Origin of the sequence: Bradyrhizobium sp. GCM10028915 (assembly GCF_042666195.1) — a bacterium.
Classification (GTDB): domain Bacteria; phylum Pseudomonadota; class Alphaproteobacteria; order Rhizobiales; family Xanthobacteraceae; genus Bradyrhizobium; species Bradyrhizobium canariense_D.
The window spans coordinates 22,076-36,964 of record NZ_JBHTFN010000024.1 but is presented as its reverse complement, the minus strand read 5'-3'; the positions used below and the strand labels follow the sequence as shown (position 1 = coordinate 36,964).

The following is a 14,889-nucleotide window of genomic DNA, read 5'->3' as shown; positions in this document are numbered from 1 at the left end:
GCCTGTACCGCTAGCCGATGAAGCAACATCCGGAGGGACAGGGCAGCGCGCTCGACGCCATCGCCACCGATTGCGGGAAGGTTGGCATGAGTCAAGCTCGCTGACGCGTTCATCTCGGTTTCGAGAAGGGCAGGATTCGCAGTCAATTCGATCGCTTGCTGTGCCCCGGCAATTTAGTTCCTGTGGTCAAGCTGGATTGTGCGCTCCCAGCCTCGTGTGGACGGTAGGGCGCTGCGACGTCACGTGACTATTCCTCGCGAGCCACACCGGCTATAGGATGGCGCTCTGTCATCGAACTGTCATGTTACCGTAAATGCTGAAGTCAGACGCAACGCCGGTTCGCAAGGCTCCGAGCGCGCGGGATGGAAATCCTGTTGCAAGGGAAAACAAGAGAACGCAAGTCGTTGCTGGCTTCTTCAGGCAGCGTGAGCCGGCCGAACTCGTCGCGGAACCTGTGATCGATCAGACGCCATTGCAAGACGCGGAACCGGCAACGGAACCACTGCGGTCGAGCGCTGCCGCGCATGGTGCCGGTGAGATCGAGCTCAAGCTTTTCGTCGATGCCGATCGCATGGCGCATTTCAAGGCCGCGCCTGTGATCGCGATGAACGCGCGCAACAAGGGCGCGCGCAAACATCTCAAGTCCGTCTATTACGACACGCCGGAGCGGACGTTGCGTCGCCACGGCTTGAGCTTGCGCGTTCGTCAGAGCGGCGCGCGCTTCGTGCAGACCGTGAAGACCGATGCGGTGGACGATCCGCTCCGCCGTGGTGAGTGGGAGATGAGGGTACCGTCGCTTGCGCCCGATCTCGGTTTGGCAATGCCGTTCATTCCCGAGAAGCTTCGCGGCAACCTGGAAGCGCAGCCGCTCGAATCGGTCTTCACCGCCGATGTCCATCGGCATGCGCGGCCGATCGAACTGCCGTCAGGCACGGTCGAGATCGCCTTCGACCAGGGTGAGTTGACGGCCGGCGACCGTTCACTGCCGGTGAGCGAGATCGAGCTGGAGCTCAAGAGCGGCAGCGCGAGCGCGGTCTACGAGATCGCGCTGCGGCTCGCGGAGCACGGCGACGTAAAGCCGTCCATTCGCTCCAAATCGGCACGCGGCTTCGATCTTGCCGCCGACAAGCCACCCTCGGCGCGGCGTCCGCGAAAACTTCGTCTCGATCCGTCGGTGACTTTGGACGAGGCGTTCGCGACAATCCTGCGTTCCTGCTTCCTCCATTTGCTTCAGTCGCTGCCGGCGGCTGAGGATGGCCGCAATCCGGAAGGAATCCATCAGCTGCGCGTCTCGCTGCGCCGGCTTCGATCGGCGTTGGATCTGATGGGGTCGGTCGGCGCGCTCAGCAATCTCGATGCGCTGCGGTTGGAAGCCAGATGGCTGGCGCAAGAGCTCTCCGCCGCGCGCGACTGGGATGTGTTCCGGCTCGATACCTTGCCGAAGATCGCAACAGCCTGTCCGTCGGTCGCGGGCTTCGATGCACTGGGCCTGGCTGCGGCCGGGCGCCAGTCCGACGCCTATCGCAAGGCGCATGGCGCCCTCGAAGATCGCCGCTGCGCCATGTTCCTGCTCGGCCTCGGCAACTGGATCGAGGCGCGCGGCTGGCGCAACGACGTCGCCACCGAGGATCTCGGCCAGCTCGCCGAACCCGCGGCCGACTTCGCGGCACGCATCCTATCGGCGCAATACGCCAAGGTGCTCAAGCGCGGCCGCCGCTTCAAGTCGCTTTCCGCCGAACAGTTGCACCGCCTGCGGCTCGCGACCAAGCGGCTGCGCTATCTCAGCGAGTTTCTGCTGCCGCTGTTCGCAGACCGCAAATCCACGCGAAAATTCTCGCGAAGGCTCGCCGGCTTGCAGGAGCAGCTTGGCGCCGTCAACGACATGGCGGTTACGGCATCATTGCTGGACGGGCTTGATGCCGAGCCCGACGGCACCATCGCCGCGGCGGCGATCGCAGGCTGGCAGGCGCGCGCGTCGATCGGGGTGCAACCCGTCCTGCAAAGCACATGGCGCGATTTCACCGTCGCGCGCGTGCCCTGGTCGCGGCAGGCGCCGCAGAACTAAGCGAAGTACACCCTAAAAAAGTTGCGGCCAGCCATTGGGGGATGGCTGGCCGCGCGCGAACCGGTCTGGGACGGGGAGGGGTGGGGATGTGACCGGGTCGCGTATCTCTTTCGTTTGTCTCTACTGATCCCTTGCGCTGGCGGTGGAGACCGCCGGCTTGGTGTCGCCGAGCGAGACCCAGACATTGGGATCGCTCTGCGACTGGCGCTTGACGAAGCGGTAGCCGGTCTCCGTCCAGGCAACGACGTTCTCGTTCTGATTGTCGAGAACGAACTCGCCCTTGTCGGTCTTCACCGTCAGCACCGCGTGTCCTTCGCCCTTCTTGTCGCGCACGACGGTGATGAGCAGGGCCTCGCGCGGCCATCCGGCATCGATCAGCATCTTGCGCTTCAACAGCACGTAGTCCTCGCAGTCGCCGTAACCGTCCGACGGCAGCGACCACTTTTCGATCACGCCCCAGTGCTCCTGGTCGGTCAAAGGCTTGACGGTCTCGTTGACCCAGCGATTGACCTTGACGAGGTCGCGCCATGCAGCCTGCGACATCACGATGTCACGCGGTTGCGTCGGTGCGCCCTGGCACTGAGCGGCATTGTCCGCACAGAACTCGACCCAGCCGATCGGCGCACGCGTGGTGTCGCCGAGGCTTGCGTAGAGCAGACGGCCTTCGCCGGCCTGCGCTGCCGCGCTCATTCCGAAGAGCATGGCGGCGAGCGCCAATCCCTTCCCCTGTCCCCTGAAATCAAACATTGCGGCCCCCGTTTCTTGTTGGGACCACATTGCGCAGGCAGCTTTTGAGTTGCCGCTAAGTCAGTCAAGTCAAGTCGAGACGAATGCAAGTAAAACACGCGGCGAATTCGATCTATACTTGAGTCAAACTTGAATAAAATTCGATATGACTGCAATTGATTCAAATTTTATGGATTAACGCGGAAACGCTGGCGGAACCGTTGTTTGCACGCTCCCGCAGCCTCCGCGTTAACCCGCGCGAGCCTCGACGCCACCCATGAAAAAGGCGGCGTCCGCATCGCGGAGGCCGCCTTCAGTACTGGAAATGCAGTGGTTTTGGTGCCTTCGCGCTTTACCGCGCGGTAACGCTCTCTTCGAGAGTTTCAATTGGCTGCGAATGCATGAACTCGAGCGCGAAGCCATCTTCGAGGTTTCGGACCACGCGGCCCTGCACCCGGCCGAGCAGAACCGTCGATTTCAGCGGGGGGCGGTTCTCCGCGGCGATGGCGGCGCCCGACAGCGAGAGGTCGATGATGCGGCAGGTCATCTTGGTGCCGTCCTCGAGCGTCAGCACCGCGATCGGATTGCGCGGCACGATACGATCGTGGCGGCGGTCTTCCGGCAAATTGAGGATGTCGCGGTTGGCGAGCCAGGTCAGCTGTGCCGCAAGCTTGTCGCGCTTTCGCGGCGTGGCACCGACCGTCATGGCGAAGCCATTGTCGATGATGCGGGTGATCTTGCCCTCGACGCGGCCGATATGGTCGAGATAGGCGACCACGCGGTCGCCGACATTGCCGATGCCGGGGGCCAGTAGCGCCAGCCCGCCCGGCGACATGTTGATCACCTGGCAGGGGAATTCACGGCGGTCCGGCAGCATGTAGCGGCCGAGCAGGTGAACCTTCACCCGCTGGAAACGCCGACGTTCCTCGGCGGCCGGAAGAAATTTTTTGTGCGCCAACGCCATTTTCACAACCCGACCCCCCGCCTGGCGGAGTCCGGGACGACCCTAAGGTGCACAGGGTTAATGCCGCGTTAGGATCGGGCACGGCGGTGACGAACAGACACAATGCGTTCGAAAAGCCACATCAGGGGCGGGCAGGCCAGCACTGTCAGCGCGCCGAGGTCGAGCGCGACCGCGGCCGTGCCGGCCGATTTGGCGAGCCGGCCCGCCACCGCCGGCCCCAGCATCATCGCGGCATAGAAGAGAGTGTAGAACACGCCCATCCCGATCGCCCTGGTTTCCGGCACGAGCACGCGGGCGGTCAGGCTCATGATCGGCCCGGCCGGATGGCCGCCGATCAGGCCGATCAGGACGAGGATCGTGATCACGGCGTCGGACCGGGTCAGCCAGGCCAGCAGCCCGGCCACCACCAGGCTGGCCACGATAGCCAGCACGAACGGCCGCTTGAAGCGATCGGCGAGATAACCGCCTGCCGGCACCGAGATCACCGACAGCCACATCACGAGGCTGATCGCCGATCCCGCCGCGGCAATGCTCCAGCCGCGCTCGGCGAGCAGCGAGGGGCCGAACGAGAAGATCATGGCGAAGCCGACATTATAGAGGCCCCAGATCGCGCCCGCGACGATCACCGCCAGAAGCGCGAGCGGATCAAGCCGCCCGGAGCCGGCCGCGCTGGCGGTTGCTCCCGGCGGCGATTGGTAGAACGTGATCAGCACAATGCCGATCGCGGTGAGCGCGCCGGCCACGAGGAACACGGCGCCCGCGCCATAGGCCGTGCCGATCGCCGGCAGCACCAGCAGCGAGATCGCAACGCCGGCCGGCCAGGAGTTGACGAAGATCGCCATCGCGGTAGCGATCTCCTTCCCCGCAAACCAGTCGGTGCCCATCTTGGTGAGCTGCACGGTCAGCAGCACGCCGCCGGCGCCGGAAGCGAGCCGGCCCGCCATCTGCCAGCCCCAGACGTCGGTGGTGGCCATGACGAGACTGCCCGCCGTCATCAGCAGCAGCGCCACGATCGTGGTGGGCTTGTCGCCAAGCGTCCGGCCAATCGCGCCGCCCGGCAGCGCCAGCACGATGCCCGGTGTGAAATAGAGTCCGATCAGGATGCCGATATCGGCGAGCCCGACGCCGAAGCTCTGCTGCAGCAGCGGCGCGACCGCGGCCACGCTCTGGAACTGGAATGCGATGGTGAGGCGAACGACGAACAGGATCGCAAGTATGCCCCAGCGATTGCGCAACGCTTCATCTCCCCAAACCCTGTATCGAGCGTGCGGTGGGGAGACGCCGGAGTCAACCGGCCGTCTTCCTCGTCGCGCGCCCATAGAGAAGACATAGCAGTGCCAGCAGCACTGCGGCTGAGAGCCCGAGCGACCAGTGGATGCCGATCGCCGCACCGAACAGTCCGACCGTGATGCCGCTGAACGCCCGCATCCCAAGCCCCGCCATGTTGTAGAGGCCGACGACGCGACCGCGAATGTCGGACGGCGCGTTCAACTGCACCAGCGCCTGCGCCATGGTATTGAACGACAGCTCGAAGAAGCCTGCAAAGAACAACAGCACGATCGCGACCGGATAGATCCGCACCGAGGCGAAGCCGAGCAGCGCCACGCTCCACAGCATGGCGAGCATGATCGCGGTGCGCGGCGTGCCCTTGAGCCGCCCCCAGGATTCCAGCGCGATGCCGGCGAGCAGTGCGCCGGCGGCATCGGCCGCGAGCAGCACGCTGTAGGAGATTCCGGGATCGCCGTGGCCGAGATCGCCGGCAAAGCCCGGCATCTGGGCGTGATAGGCATTGCCGATCATGAAGGAGGTGAGGCCGGCGAGCCATGTCATCGCCGTCAGCACCGGCTGCGTGCCGATGGCGCGGATGGTCAGCATGATGTCGGCAAGGCCGCGCACGGCGAAGCGCCGCACGGCGACACTCTTGTCCCGCACCGGCGCCCAGAACAGCCACAGCAGCATCGGCAGATAGAACAGCGTGTTGAAGATAATGCCATGCGAGGTGCCGAGCGTCAGCATGATAATGCCGCCGACGGCAGGTCCGACCAAAATGCCGAGATAGCGCGCCATCGCATTCAGCCGCACCGCGCTCGGAAGATCGGCCGGACCGACGAGATCATAGAGCAGCAGCTGGTTCGGCGTCTGCCACAACACGCCGGCGCAGCCATGGATCACCAGCAGCAGCATGGCGTGCCACATCTGGATGGTGTCGGTGATGAAGAAGAAACCCCATCCGGCCGAGGCAACAATGAACAGCAGCATGCCGCATTGAATGATGCGGCGCGGATCGACCCGGTCGGCCAGTCCGCCAACCGCGACCGAGAACAGCAGGAACGGCAACCAGTGCGACAGCACGGCAAAACCCGCCAGCGCCGGCGAATGGAATTTCTGGAACACCACCCAATAGCTGATCACATGCTCGATATTGTCGGCCATCATCGCCAGCACGTAAGCGATGAACTGGAGCCGGTAGGGCACCGACCTCATCGCTGCGAACGAGCCGGACGCGACCACGGGATTTTGAGGGAGGGGGTTCAAGCGGGCACCTGGGGTGGGACTTTGGCGCCGTGCCTACACGTTCGCCGTCGAGCGCTCAAGGCACTTGGGTGTGTGGAGACCAGGGTCCCGTAGCCCGGATGAGCGAAGCGATATCCGGGAATGCTGGCCCCGCATGTCGCTTCGCTCATGCGGGTTACGAGACCGCGGCTTGGCACCAGCGCGCATCTCACATACGCTTCGCTTCAGCCCGCACCAATCAATCATAACAGACGGGCAGCGAGGACACGCCATGGACCAGATCCGCGTCTGCACCCACGCAGGGCCGGGCAGCGAACCCGTCATTCGCACCGTGCCGTGGCCGAAGGTCGGCAAGAGGGCCGCGCTGATCAAGGTCGGCGCGTGCGGCGTCTGCGGCACGGACCTGCACATTCTGAAGGGGCATTGGCCGAAGCCGCTGCCGTGGCCGTTCACGCTCGGCCACGAGCTCGGCGGAATCATTGTCGAATGCGGCGACGAATTCACCGAGGACTTCATGAGCAAGCCGCTCAAGGTCGGATCAAAAGTGATGATCCCGCCGCTGATGCCCTGCGGCAGCTGCTATTACTGCATCCATTATCCCCTGACCGCCAACAAATGCCTGACGCCGGTCTATTACGGCCGCTATCTCGGCTTCGACAAGGCGCCTCACATGTGGGGCGGCTGGGCCGAATATGTCTATGTCGATCTCGACATGCTGCCGGGCACCAAGATCTACAAATTGCCTGACGACATGTCGCTGCGGTTGGGTGCGCTGTCGGAGCCGCTGACGTCCTGTATCCGCGCCTTCAATCGCGCCAGCCGCGCCGGCGGTTTTTCCTGGGGCGACACTGTGGTGATCCAGGGCTCGGGCCCGATCGGCATTCTCGCGGTCGCCGCCGCGCAGGAGATGGGAGCAGGGCGCGTGATCTGCGTCGGGGCGCCGGAGGAGCCGCGGCTCAAGCTCGCGCGCGAGTTCGGCGCCGAGGCGACGGTGAACATCGAGGAGATCAAATCGCCCGAGGCACGCATCGCGCGCGTGCGCGACATCGTCGGCGGCTTCGGCGCCGATCTGGTGATGGATTGCTCGGGCCATCCCTCCGCCGGCCCCGAAGGCATCGAGATGCTGCGCGACGGTGGCACTTATGTCGAGATGGGCCAGTTCACCGACGCCGGCTCGATCGAGACTTCATGGCACCGCATCTGCACCAAGGATATCAACGTGCTGGGCTCCTGGGGTTTTACCGCCAACGATCTGCCGCTCGGCGTCGACATGCTCTACCGCACCCGTGACAAATATCCCTGGCTGAAGATGCAGACGATCTATCCGTTCACGGAAGACGGCGTCGCGCAGGCGGTCAGGGATGCCATGGCGATGAAGACGGTGAAGTCGACGATCGTGCCGTGGCCGGAGCTGGTGGAATAACCGATGTCGTCCATCCCCGGAGATTTCGCAGCGTTTCTGATCGAAGCCAAGCGGCGGACCTATGCGGGCCTCGACGACGACGCCACCGTGGCCGCTCCGCTGCTCAGAGGCTCAAAGCAGCTCGAGCATCGCGCGGCGCCCTATGCCTATCGCGATATCTATTTCGGGATGGGGTTCTTCGTCGGGCAGGAGACCGTGTCTCGGGATGACCGCGTCATTTGGTCGATGAGCTACAGCGGTGGCGTCCGCGCGGAGATCACGGATCGAGACACCTTCCTCGCGATCTACAAATTCCTGCGCCAGGCGTTGCTGGACGTCAGCATCGAGTATCCGTTTCGGGGCCCGCATCTGTTCGAGCACGCAGGTATGATTTATCGGAACGAGGTCGAGGGCGCGCTCGATCGCTTCCACGGTGTCGAGACGATTGCGCGGCAGGATGGCGTGCCGCTCTATGCGGTCCGTTACAGTGGCGGTATGTTGCGATAGAGTTTCGCGAGCCCTGTAGCCCGGATGGAGCGCAACGTAATCCGGGATTCTCGCCTGTGGCTCCCCGTATTCCGCTACGCTCCATACGGGCTACGGGCCGGCGTTGGTATGAAGGACGAGATGACAAACGAACAAACGACCGAACCAGGCCAGCGCACCCGCTCGCCCTTCCGCGCCATCCGTGCGATCGACTACACCGTCATTTTCGTGCGCGACATGGCGGCGATGCGGCGCTTCTATGAAGACGTCCTCGCATTTCCGCTGCTGCGGGAGCTGTCGCCGAACTGGATCGAGTACGGCTTGGGCCACAACACGCTGGCTCTCGCAAGGCCGGGCCGAACCGCGACTGACGCGCCGAGGCCGGCGGGCAGTGCCGCGCTGCAACTGGCCTTCAAGGTATCCGCGGCCGAAGTCGATGCGTGTGCCGACGAACTCGCACGCCACGGCGTGGCGCTGCTGTCACCGCCGACGAACCAGTCGTTCGGGCATCGGACGCTGTTCTTCCGCGACCCCGACGGTAATCTTTTGGAGATCTATGCGGAGATCTGAACCGGGCAGCGGCGGGCCCGTACACGAAAAGTTCCATCGAAAATCCGCGAGTTATTCACGCCGGGGTGAAACTTAGGCCCAGGTTACGGCTTTGAGTTCACGGGAGAGTTCATCGTGAAGCAGATCCTGAAGCCCCTGACCTACATCGCGGCCGCCATCTACTTCCTGGTGGATGCGGTCTTCATGGCCGTGGCGAGGCCAATCTCGCGCTGGATCGGGCGCCATCTCCAATTGAAGCGATTGCGGGGCTGGATCAGATCGCTGTCGCCTTATTGCTCGCTCGCCTTGTTTTCGGTACCCGTCATTATCCTGGAGCCGGTCAAGCCCGTGGCAGCCTATCTCGCGGCGACCGGTCAGATCGTGAGCGGGGCCGTGACGTTCATCATCGGCGAGCTGCTCAAGCTCGTGCTGGTCGAGCGCCTGTTCCATCTCACCCGTGACAAGCTGATGCGGATTCCGGCTTTTGCCTGGGCGTACGGCAAGTACTCCGAGGTGAAGGCGTGGCTGCAGGCAACCGACGCCTGGCGCGCCATCCGCGCACTGAGCCGCGCGGCCAGGGACACTCTTGTGCGGGCAAGAGCTAGACTGGTCGGCGGCTTCAGCAGCCTGGTGACCTCCAGGGATTAGGGCTGCGCCGGGCGAGTTGCCCTCTATGCGAACTTGCGCGCGGCTGCGGTCGCCTTGTCGCCCGTGTTCGGCGTGCCGGTCGGCTCGATCAACATGAGATGAACCTCCTCGCGCGCCACCGGGCGATGTTCGACACCTTTCGGCACCACGTAGAGTTCGCCCGGACCGAGCGTCACCGTCCGGTCCCGCAACTCGATATCCAGTCTGCCTTTCAGGACGAGAAAGAAATCGTCGGTGTCGTCATGCTTGTGCCAGGTGAATTCTCCCTTCACTTTCACCACCATCACGTCGCAATCGTTGAAGGTCGTGATCGTGCGTGGGGACCAGAAATCCCCAAATGTCGCGAGCTTGTCGGCAAGCGAGATTCCGTCGGCCATGTGTTCTCCCGTTCTTCCGTGCGGCACAATTTGGGTCGAGCGATGCCAGCAGTTATTTGACATATCCCGACGATATGGCCCGCGCCCATTTCGGGTGGTCGTTGGCGAGGGCACGGGACGATGCGGCGTCCCAATCGTATTCGAGGGCCAAGAGTTCGGCCTGCCAGCCCCTTTGTCGCTTCGTGAGGATTGCATATCGCGCGTGCGGCGAGCGGTATTCCAGGTTTGCGGCAACGGGAATGTCTGCGAAGACCGGGCAACCAACGCTCCCTGGATTGAGAACCAGACAGTCATGAGGTCCGTGAACGACGGCCTGGCGGTGGCTATGACCACACAGCACCACGCGCGCCGTCGGCTCACTCGCGAGGCGCATTGCCAGCACGTCGCGGCGTGCCGGTACGAAGCGGCCGTCGTCGAGCGTTTCCTTCCAGCAGGCATGTCGTATCGTTGTCGGGCGTGCCGTGGCAGGCCAGGATCCCATCGTCCAGCCGTATTTGGGAAGGCAGGCTGTGGAGTGCGAGACGTTGCTCCGCAGTCAACGCGTTGCGCGCAAACAGACCTGCCGACGAGAGCTTGTCGTCCGGAAACTCCTCAATCCAGCGATCATGGTTTCCGCGTACGGTCGGCAGCGACAGCGCCTCGAGCGCTTCGAAAGTCTCTTTCGGCCACAACGGGCTGGTGACGCAATCGCCAAGGTTGACCGTACGATCGACGCCATGCGCCTTGATGTCGGCCAGCACCGCCTCGAGCGCGGCAAGGTTGCCGTGGATATCGGAAATGACTGCCAATCGCATCGTCGTGCTCCCTAGTCCAATCGGCCTGAGCTTAGCCCTGTTGTGCGTCTCCGGCAGCTCCAACCGCGCATAATTTAAGCGAGGTGGCCGTGAAAATCTGCAGCCTCGCCCCAAAATCCCGCTATATGCAGTAAAATGCCCCGAAAATGCTGGATGTAGTGGGTCGAGCTGGCCAGTAAGCTTATTCTCGGCATCACCAAAGCCATGCGTCATAGGCATGGTGATTTGCCCGCACTTGGCGTAAAGAGCGTCCAAATCAAATCACCACGCGTGCGGCTGGACCATTTGCCGCCTACGCAGCTTCAGGTCGCGCGGCTCGACGTTCCGCGCCTGGACCAACCAAGGTTTATCCCGTGTCTTTTCCGACCATGAGTGCGCCGCTCGCCCGAGCTTTGGCCGAGCGCAATTACGACCGTCCGACCCCCGTTCAGCTCGCCGTACTCACGGACGAGGCCGCTGACCGCGATCTCTTGGTTTCGGCACAGACCGGCTCCGGCAAGACCCTGGCCTATGGGCTCGCCATGGCCAAGGACCTGTTGGGCGACGCCGAGCGGTTCGAGCGGGCGGGTGCACCGCTTGCCCTGATCGTGGCGCCGACCCGCGAGCTTGCCTTGCAGGTCCATCGCGAGCTGGCCTGGCTGTACGAGCATGCGAGCGGGCGCGTCGTCTCCTGCGTCGGCGGCATGGACCCCAGGCGCGAGCAGCGCGAGCTTGCGGCCGGCGCTCATATCGTCGTCGGCACGCCCGGCCGGTTGTGCGATCATTTGCGACGCGGCCGTCTCGATATCTCGGAATTGAAGGTGGTCGTGCTCGACGAGGCCGACGAGATGCTCAATCTCGGCTTTCGCGAGGACATGGAGTTCATCCTCAAGACCACGCCGGACACGCGCCGCACCCTGATGTTCTCGGCGACGTTCCCGCGCGGTATCGTCGCGCTGGCCAAGCAGTATCAACAGCGGGCGTTCCGGATCGAGGTCGCCGGCGACGAAGGCGGTCACGCCGATATCGAGTACCGCGCGATCCGGATCGCGCCCGGTGATGCCGAGCACGCCGTCGTCAACGTGTTGCGCTTCTACGAGGCGCCGAGCGCGCTGGTATTCTGCAGCACGCGCGACGGCGTCCGGCACTTGCAGGCGGCACTGCTGGAGCGCGGCTTCTCCGTGGTCGCCCTGTCAGGCGAATTGACGCAGAACGAGCGAACCACGGCGCTGCAGTCGCTGCGCGACGGACGCTCGCGCGTCTGCGTGGCGACCGACGTCGCCGCGCGCGGCATCGATCTGCCGAGCCTCGACCTCGTCATTCATGCCGACCTGCCCAACGACGCCGAGGTCATGCAGCATCGCTCCGGCCGCACCGGCCGCGCGGGCCGCAAGGGGACGAGCGTCATGCTGGTGCCGCCCGTGCGGCGGCGGCGTGCGGAAATGCTGCTGAACGTCTCGGGCATCGACGCGGTCTGGGGGACGGCGCCGCAGCCGGATGAGATCCGCAAGCTCGATCACGAGCGCATGAAGGACGTGCTGTTCACGGAGGAGACCACCGCCGACGATCTGGCGCTGGCGCAGGCGCTCTTGGCCGAGCGGTCGGCCGAGGAGATCGCCGCGTCACTTGCACGGCTCTATCGCGCGCGGCTGCCGTCGCCCGAAGACATCATGGATCCCGGCGAGCGAACTGGCCGGCCGCGCGAGGATCGCGGCCGCAATGATACGCGCGCGCCGCGCGACGATGTCCGCGCTTCGCGCGGCGATGATCGGACCGAAAGGGCTCGACCAAAAGCGGGAAAATCGTCGTCGAAACATGGCATGGCGGATGGCAGCGTCTGGTTCCGGGCCAACATCGGACGAAAAAAGAACGCGGAAGCGCGCTGGCTGTTGCCGATGATCTGCCGTCGTGGCGGCATCGACAAGAACGACATCGGCGCGATCAAGATCATGGACACCACCACCGAGTTCGAAATTTCCGAGCGGGTCGCGGAATCCTTCGCCGTGAAGATCAAGCGTCCGGACAAGGAAGACAATATCCGTCTCGAGCCGATGGCGGATGCGCCGCAACGGCAGGCGGCATCGGAAGAGCGGCCCCACGCGCCGCGGCGCGAGAGTGGCGACAGCGATCATCGTGAACGCCAGGGCGAACGCGCGCGCGAGCCGAACGGGTTCAAACCGCAAGGCAAGCCACACGGCAAGATACACGGCAAACCGCACGAAAAGCCGTACGCCGAGCGCACGCCGAAATTCGACGATGCGCCTTCCTTCGCAAAGAAGAAAAAGCACAAGAACAAGCCGGGCCACGCTGAGCCCTCGGTCACGTCGTGGTCTGAGAAGGGCGCCGCCGGAAAGAAGCCGAAGACTAAAAAGAAGCATCGCGCCTGACGGCGGCCTACCGGCGTCGACGGGGAGGGGCGTTACGTCGCAGCGAGGTCGCGCAGCATGTAGGTCGCGCTGTCGCCGTAGGACGCGAGTTTCGCCCGCAGCTCCGCATCCGCGGTGACCGGCCGAAAGCCGAGACGCTGCCACAGCGGCCGCGTGGCGTAGACCGACACCAATGCGAGCGTCGCGATTCCTGATGCGCGCGCGAGCTGTTCGATCGCGATGACATAGTCGCGCGCGACGCCGCCGCGAAAGTCGGGCAGCACCGCGACGTCGTGCAAATAGAGGCAATCCGCATCGCCGGGCAATTGCTCGAGGAAGCCGTCGAGCGGCGGAATCCGGTGCTGGATCCAGGGATGCGCGAGACCGTAGCCGACGATCCCGTCGTCCGCGACAATCACGCGGCAGCCATCGGGATAGAGCCGCATCTTTTCCGCGAACACCTCAGGGCTTTCAGGCAGATCGGGATGGATCCGTGCTGCGATCTTGCTGATCGCCGGCAGATCGGGGGCGCGCGCGGGACGCCAATGCGGCTTGCTCATGTCGATCCGTCGTCCATCTCCATCATCCCAGTTTATTCCGATGCGACGATGCTTGCAGCGAAAAATATCTTTGCCGCGATCTCAGGAATACGACGGCTCGCGCGGCGTCCTACCCATGCAAGTCCATTGCCTGACAGGAGAGACTATGACGACATCCTCGATCCGCCTCGCGCTCACGCTCGCAATATCGCTGGCGCTGCTTCCCGCTGCCTTCGCGGCACCGCCGACCAAGACCGGCAGGACCGACAAAGGGAACGTGCTTACCGACGCCAAGGGCATGTCGCTCTATACTTTCGACAAGGATGCTGACGGCAAGTCGGCCTGCAATGGTCCGTGTGCGACCAACTGGCCGGTGCTGAAGGCCGAGGCGAGCGATGCGGCCGCCGACGGCTACACCGTCATCACGCGCGACGATGGCTCGAAGCAGTGGGCCTACAAGGGCAAGCCGCTCTACACCTTTGCCAAGGACACCAAGCCCGGCGACGTCACCGGCGACGGCTTTCTGAACGGCGCCTGGCATCTGGCGATGCCGTGAGCAGGGTGCACTGCTACCGCAGCCCCTCATAGACCATCAGCCCGCGTGCGATCTGCAGCTTGCGGATCGCGCGCGGCAGCAGTTTTTCCGGCTGGTGCAGATAGCGCCAGGAGGTGAGGGCGAACGGACCCAGCGCGCCGCATTCGTCGTCGAACGGCGCGAGCACGCCCGTCACGCTCACCGGTGTATGCGGGCGGGCGTTGAACGGCAGCAGCAGCAGTTCGAGATAGGCCTTGCTGCCGTCCTCGCGCGCGGCGGTGACGCCGGCGATTGCCCCGAGGCTCTCATCGGCGACGATGGTCGTGATCTCCTCGATCTCGCGGCGGCTAGCCTCGTTGAACAGCGCCGCAAAGCTCGCATCCTTGAGGTCGCGCCCTGCGAGGGCGCAGACGCGCGTGCCGGCGACGCGGAACGGAAAGCCGAGATGGGGCTCGCAGGACAGAACGAAGATGTCACCGAGCAGGCCGCGCACGGCGGCCGGATCGATATCGGCCCGGTCAGGGGCCCGCGCGGTGCCCCGCTTGGTGTCCCAATATGCGAAGAACTCGCGGCTCGACGGATGTTTCATGGCTGAACGCTTACCCCGGGGTGCAACCTCGCGGGACAAACCTGTCCCGCTTCAGTGCAGCCGCGATCCCTGTGTTGTTGTGCAGGAGGGGCTTTGCAGCGTCCATGCCGCAGCGGCATTTTCGGTGCTCCTGGCGCTGCCTTTGCGTCGTTAACGTTAAATTAACTATGCGCTTTCCGTGCACCGCCCCGCTGCTATGGTGATCGCGGTCGCAAGCCTCGCCGCTTTTCTCCAGCTTCTCGGCGAGGCCTGTACACAGGCGTCAAACAGTTTGGTCACCGGCCGCGGGGAGGGGTGGGGATACTCCCGTCTCTCTGGGTACCGGAAGTCCGACACGGATAGGCAGGGCTTTCCCA

General features: G+C 64.2%; 16 protein-coding genes. 7 read left to right on the top strand and 9 right to left on the bottom strand.

All coding sequences use genetic code 11. The features are described from left to right. Window positions 1-313: 313 nt before the first annotated feature. Entirely contained in the window at window positions 314-2,065 is a 1,752-nt protein-coding gene (locus tag ACFQX9_RS14895) for a CHAD domain-containing protein (RefSeq protein ID WP_377789138.1), read from the top strand. A 120-nt stretch (window positions 2,066-2,185) separates the two neighbouring features. On the opposite strand, the gene ACFQX9_RS14890 is transcribed toward ACFQX9_RS14895, so the two are convergent. The 4 genes from ACFQX9_RS14890 to ACFQX9_RS14875 form a co-directional block, all read right to left on the bottom strand. Further along, the gene (locus tag ACFQX9_RS14890) at window positions 2,186-2,812 is read right to left on the bottom strand and encodes a transglutaminase-like cysteine peptidase (protein ID WP_026232931.1); all 627 of its coding nucleotides are present in this window, start codon (window positions 2,810-2,812) and stop codon (window positions 2,186-2,188) included. Between the two features lie 331 nt (window positions 2,813-3,143). Beyond that, window positions 3,144-3,755, bottom strand: a complete 612-nt coding sequence (locus ACFQX9_RS14885; protein ID WP_007602573.1) for a PilZ domain-containing protein — start codon at window positions 3,753-3,755, stop codon at window positions 3,144-3,146. A gap of 68 nt (window positions 3,756-3,823) precedes the next feature. Beyond that, window positions 3,824-4,990, bottom strand: coding sequence for a CynX/NimT family MFS transporter (locus ACFQX9_RS14880; RefSeq protein ID WP_377789136.1), 1,167 nt, complete (start codon window positions 4,988-4,990; stop codon window positions 3,824-3,826). A gap of 52 nt (window positions 4,991-5,042) precedes the next feature. Continuing rightward, entirely contained in the window at window positions 5,043-6,290 is a 1,248-nt protein-coding gene (locus ACFQX9_RS14875) for an MFS transporter (RefSeq protein WP_256467740.1), read from the bottom strand. Between the two features lie 250 nt (window positions 6,291-6,540). On the opposite strand from ACFQX9_RS14875, the gene ACFQX9_RS14870 reads away from it, so the two are divergent. The 4 genes from ACFQX9_RS14870 to ACFQX9_RS14855 all read left to right on the top strand — a co-directional run bounded on the left by ACFQX9_RS14870 (window position 6,541) and on the right by ACFQX9_RS14855 (window position 9,354). Beyond that, window positions 6,541-7,692, top strand: coding sequence for a zinc-binding dehydrogenase (locus ACFQX9_RS14870; protein WP_377789133.1), 1,152 nt, complete (start codon window positions 6,541-6,543; stop codon window positions 7,690-7,692). Window positions 7,693-7,695: 3 nt separating this feature from the next. Continuing rightward, window positions 7,696-8,178 carry a DUF5680 domain-containing protein gene (locus ACFQX9_RS14865; RefSeq protein ID WP_018455350.1) on the top strand — a complete coding sequence of 161 codons (483 nt, stop codon included), beginning with the start codon at window positions 7,696-7,698 and terminating at the stop codon, window positions 8,176-8,178. 108 nt (window positions 8,179-8,286) lie between these two features. Continuing rightward, window positions 8,287-8,727 carry a VOC family protein gene (locus ACFQX9_RS14860; RefSeq protein WP_377789131.1) on the top strand — a complete coding sequence of 147 codons (441 nt, stop codon included), beginning with the start codon at window positions 8,287-8,289 and terminating at the stop codon, window positions 8,725-8,727. 114 nt (window positions 8,728-8,841) lie between these two features. Next, window positions 8,842-9,354, top strand: coding sequence for a hypothetical protein (locus ACFQX9_RS14855; protein WP_018455352.1), 513 nt, complete (start codon window positions 8,842-8,844; stop codon window positions 9,352-9,354). 23 nt (window positions 9,355-9,377) lie between these two features. Here the strand turns inward: ACFQX9_RS14855 and ACFQX9_RS14850 are convergent, their stop codons facing one another. Genes ACFQX9_RS14850 through ACFQX9_RS14840 form a run of 3 tightly spaced genes read right to left on the bottom strand, consistent with a single transcriptional unit; the run spans window position 9,378 to window position 10,525 of the window. Continuing rightward, window positions 9,378-9,731, bottom strand: a complete 354-nt coding sequence (locus tag ACFQX9_RS14850; protein WP_018455353.1) for a cupin domain-containing protein — start codon at window positions 9,729-9,731, stop codon at window positions 9,378-9,380. A gap of 52 nt (window positions 9,732-9,783) precedes the next feature. After that, complete coding sequence (locus tag ACFQX9_RS14845) at window positions 9,784-10,104, bottom strand: metallophosphoesterase family protein (protein ID WP_377789128.1); 321 nt, start codon at window positions 10,102-10,104, stop codon at window positions 9,784-9,786. After that, window positions 10,088-10,525: a metallophosphoesterase family protein gene (locus tag ACFQX9_RS14840; protein WP_377789126.1), complete on the bottom strand. Its 438-nt coding sequence runs from the start codon at window positions 10,523-10,525 to the stop codon at window positions 10,088-10,090. Before ACFQX9_RS14840 ends, ACFQX9_RS14845 begins: the two co-directional genes overlap by 17 nt. Window positions 10,526-10,893: 368 nt before the next feature. Here ACFQX9_RS14840 and ACFQX9_RS14835 point away from each other — a divergent pair, with 368 nt between their 5' ends. Continuing rightward, on the top strand, window positions 10,894-12,891 hold the full coding sequence (locus tag ACFQX9_RS14835; RefSeq protein ID WP_377789527.1) for a DEAD/DEAH box helicase: 1,998 nt from the start codon (window positions 10,894-10,896) through the stop codon (window positions 12,889-12,891). 32 nt (window positions 12,892-12,923) lie between these two features. On the opposite strand, the gene ACFQX9_RS14830 is transcribed toward ACFQX9_RS14835, so the two are convergent. Further along, complete coding sequence (locus ACFQX9_RS14830) at window positions 12,924-13,430, bottom strand: GNAT family N-acetyltransferase (RefSeq protein ID WP_377789124.1); 507 nt, start codon at window positions 13,428-13,430, stop codon at window positions 12,924-12,926. 145 nt (window positions 13,431-13,575) lie between these two features. Between ACFQX9_RS14830 and ACFQX9_RS14825 the strand changes: the two genes are divergently transcribed. After that, window positions 13,576-13,965: a hypothetical protein gene (locus ACFQX9_RS14825; protein WP_377789122.1), complete on the top strand. Its 390-nt coding sequence runs from the start codon at window positions 13,576-13,578 to the stop codon at window positions 13,963-13,965. A gap of 13 nt (window positions 13,966-13,978) precedes the next feature. Here ACFQX9_RS14825 and ACFQX9_RS14820 read toward each other — a convergent pair whose 3' ends face one another. After that, entirely contained in the window at window positions 13,979-14,533 is a 555-nt protein-coding gene (locus ACFQX9_RS14820; protein WP_085361735.1) for a PAS domain-containing protein, read from the bottom strand. Window positions 14,534-14,889: the final 356 nt, after the last annotated feature.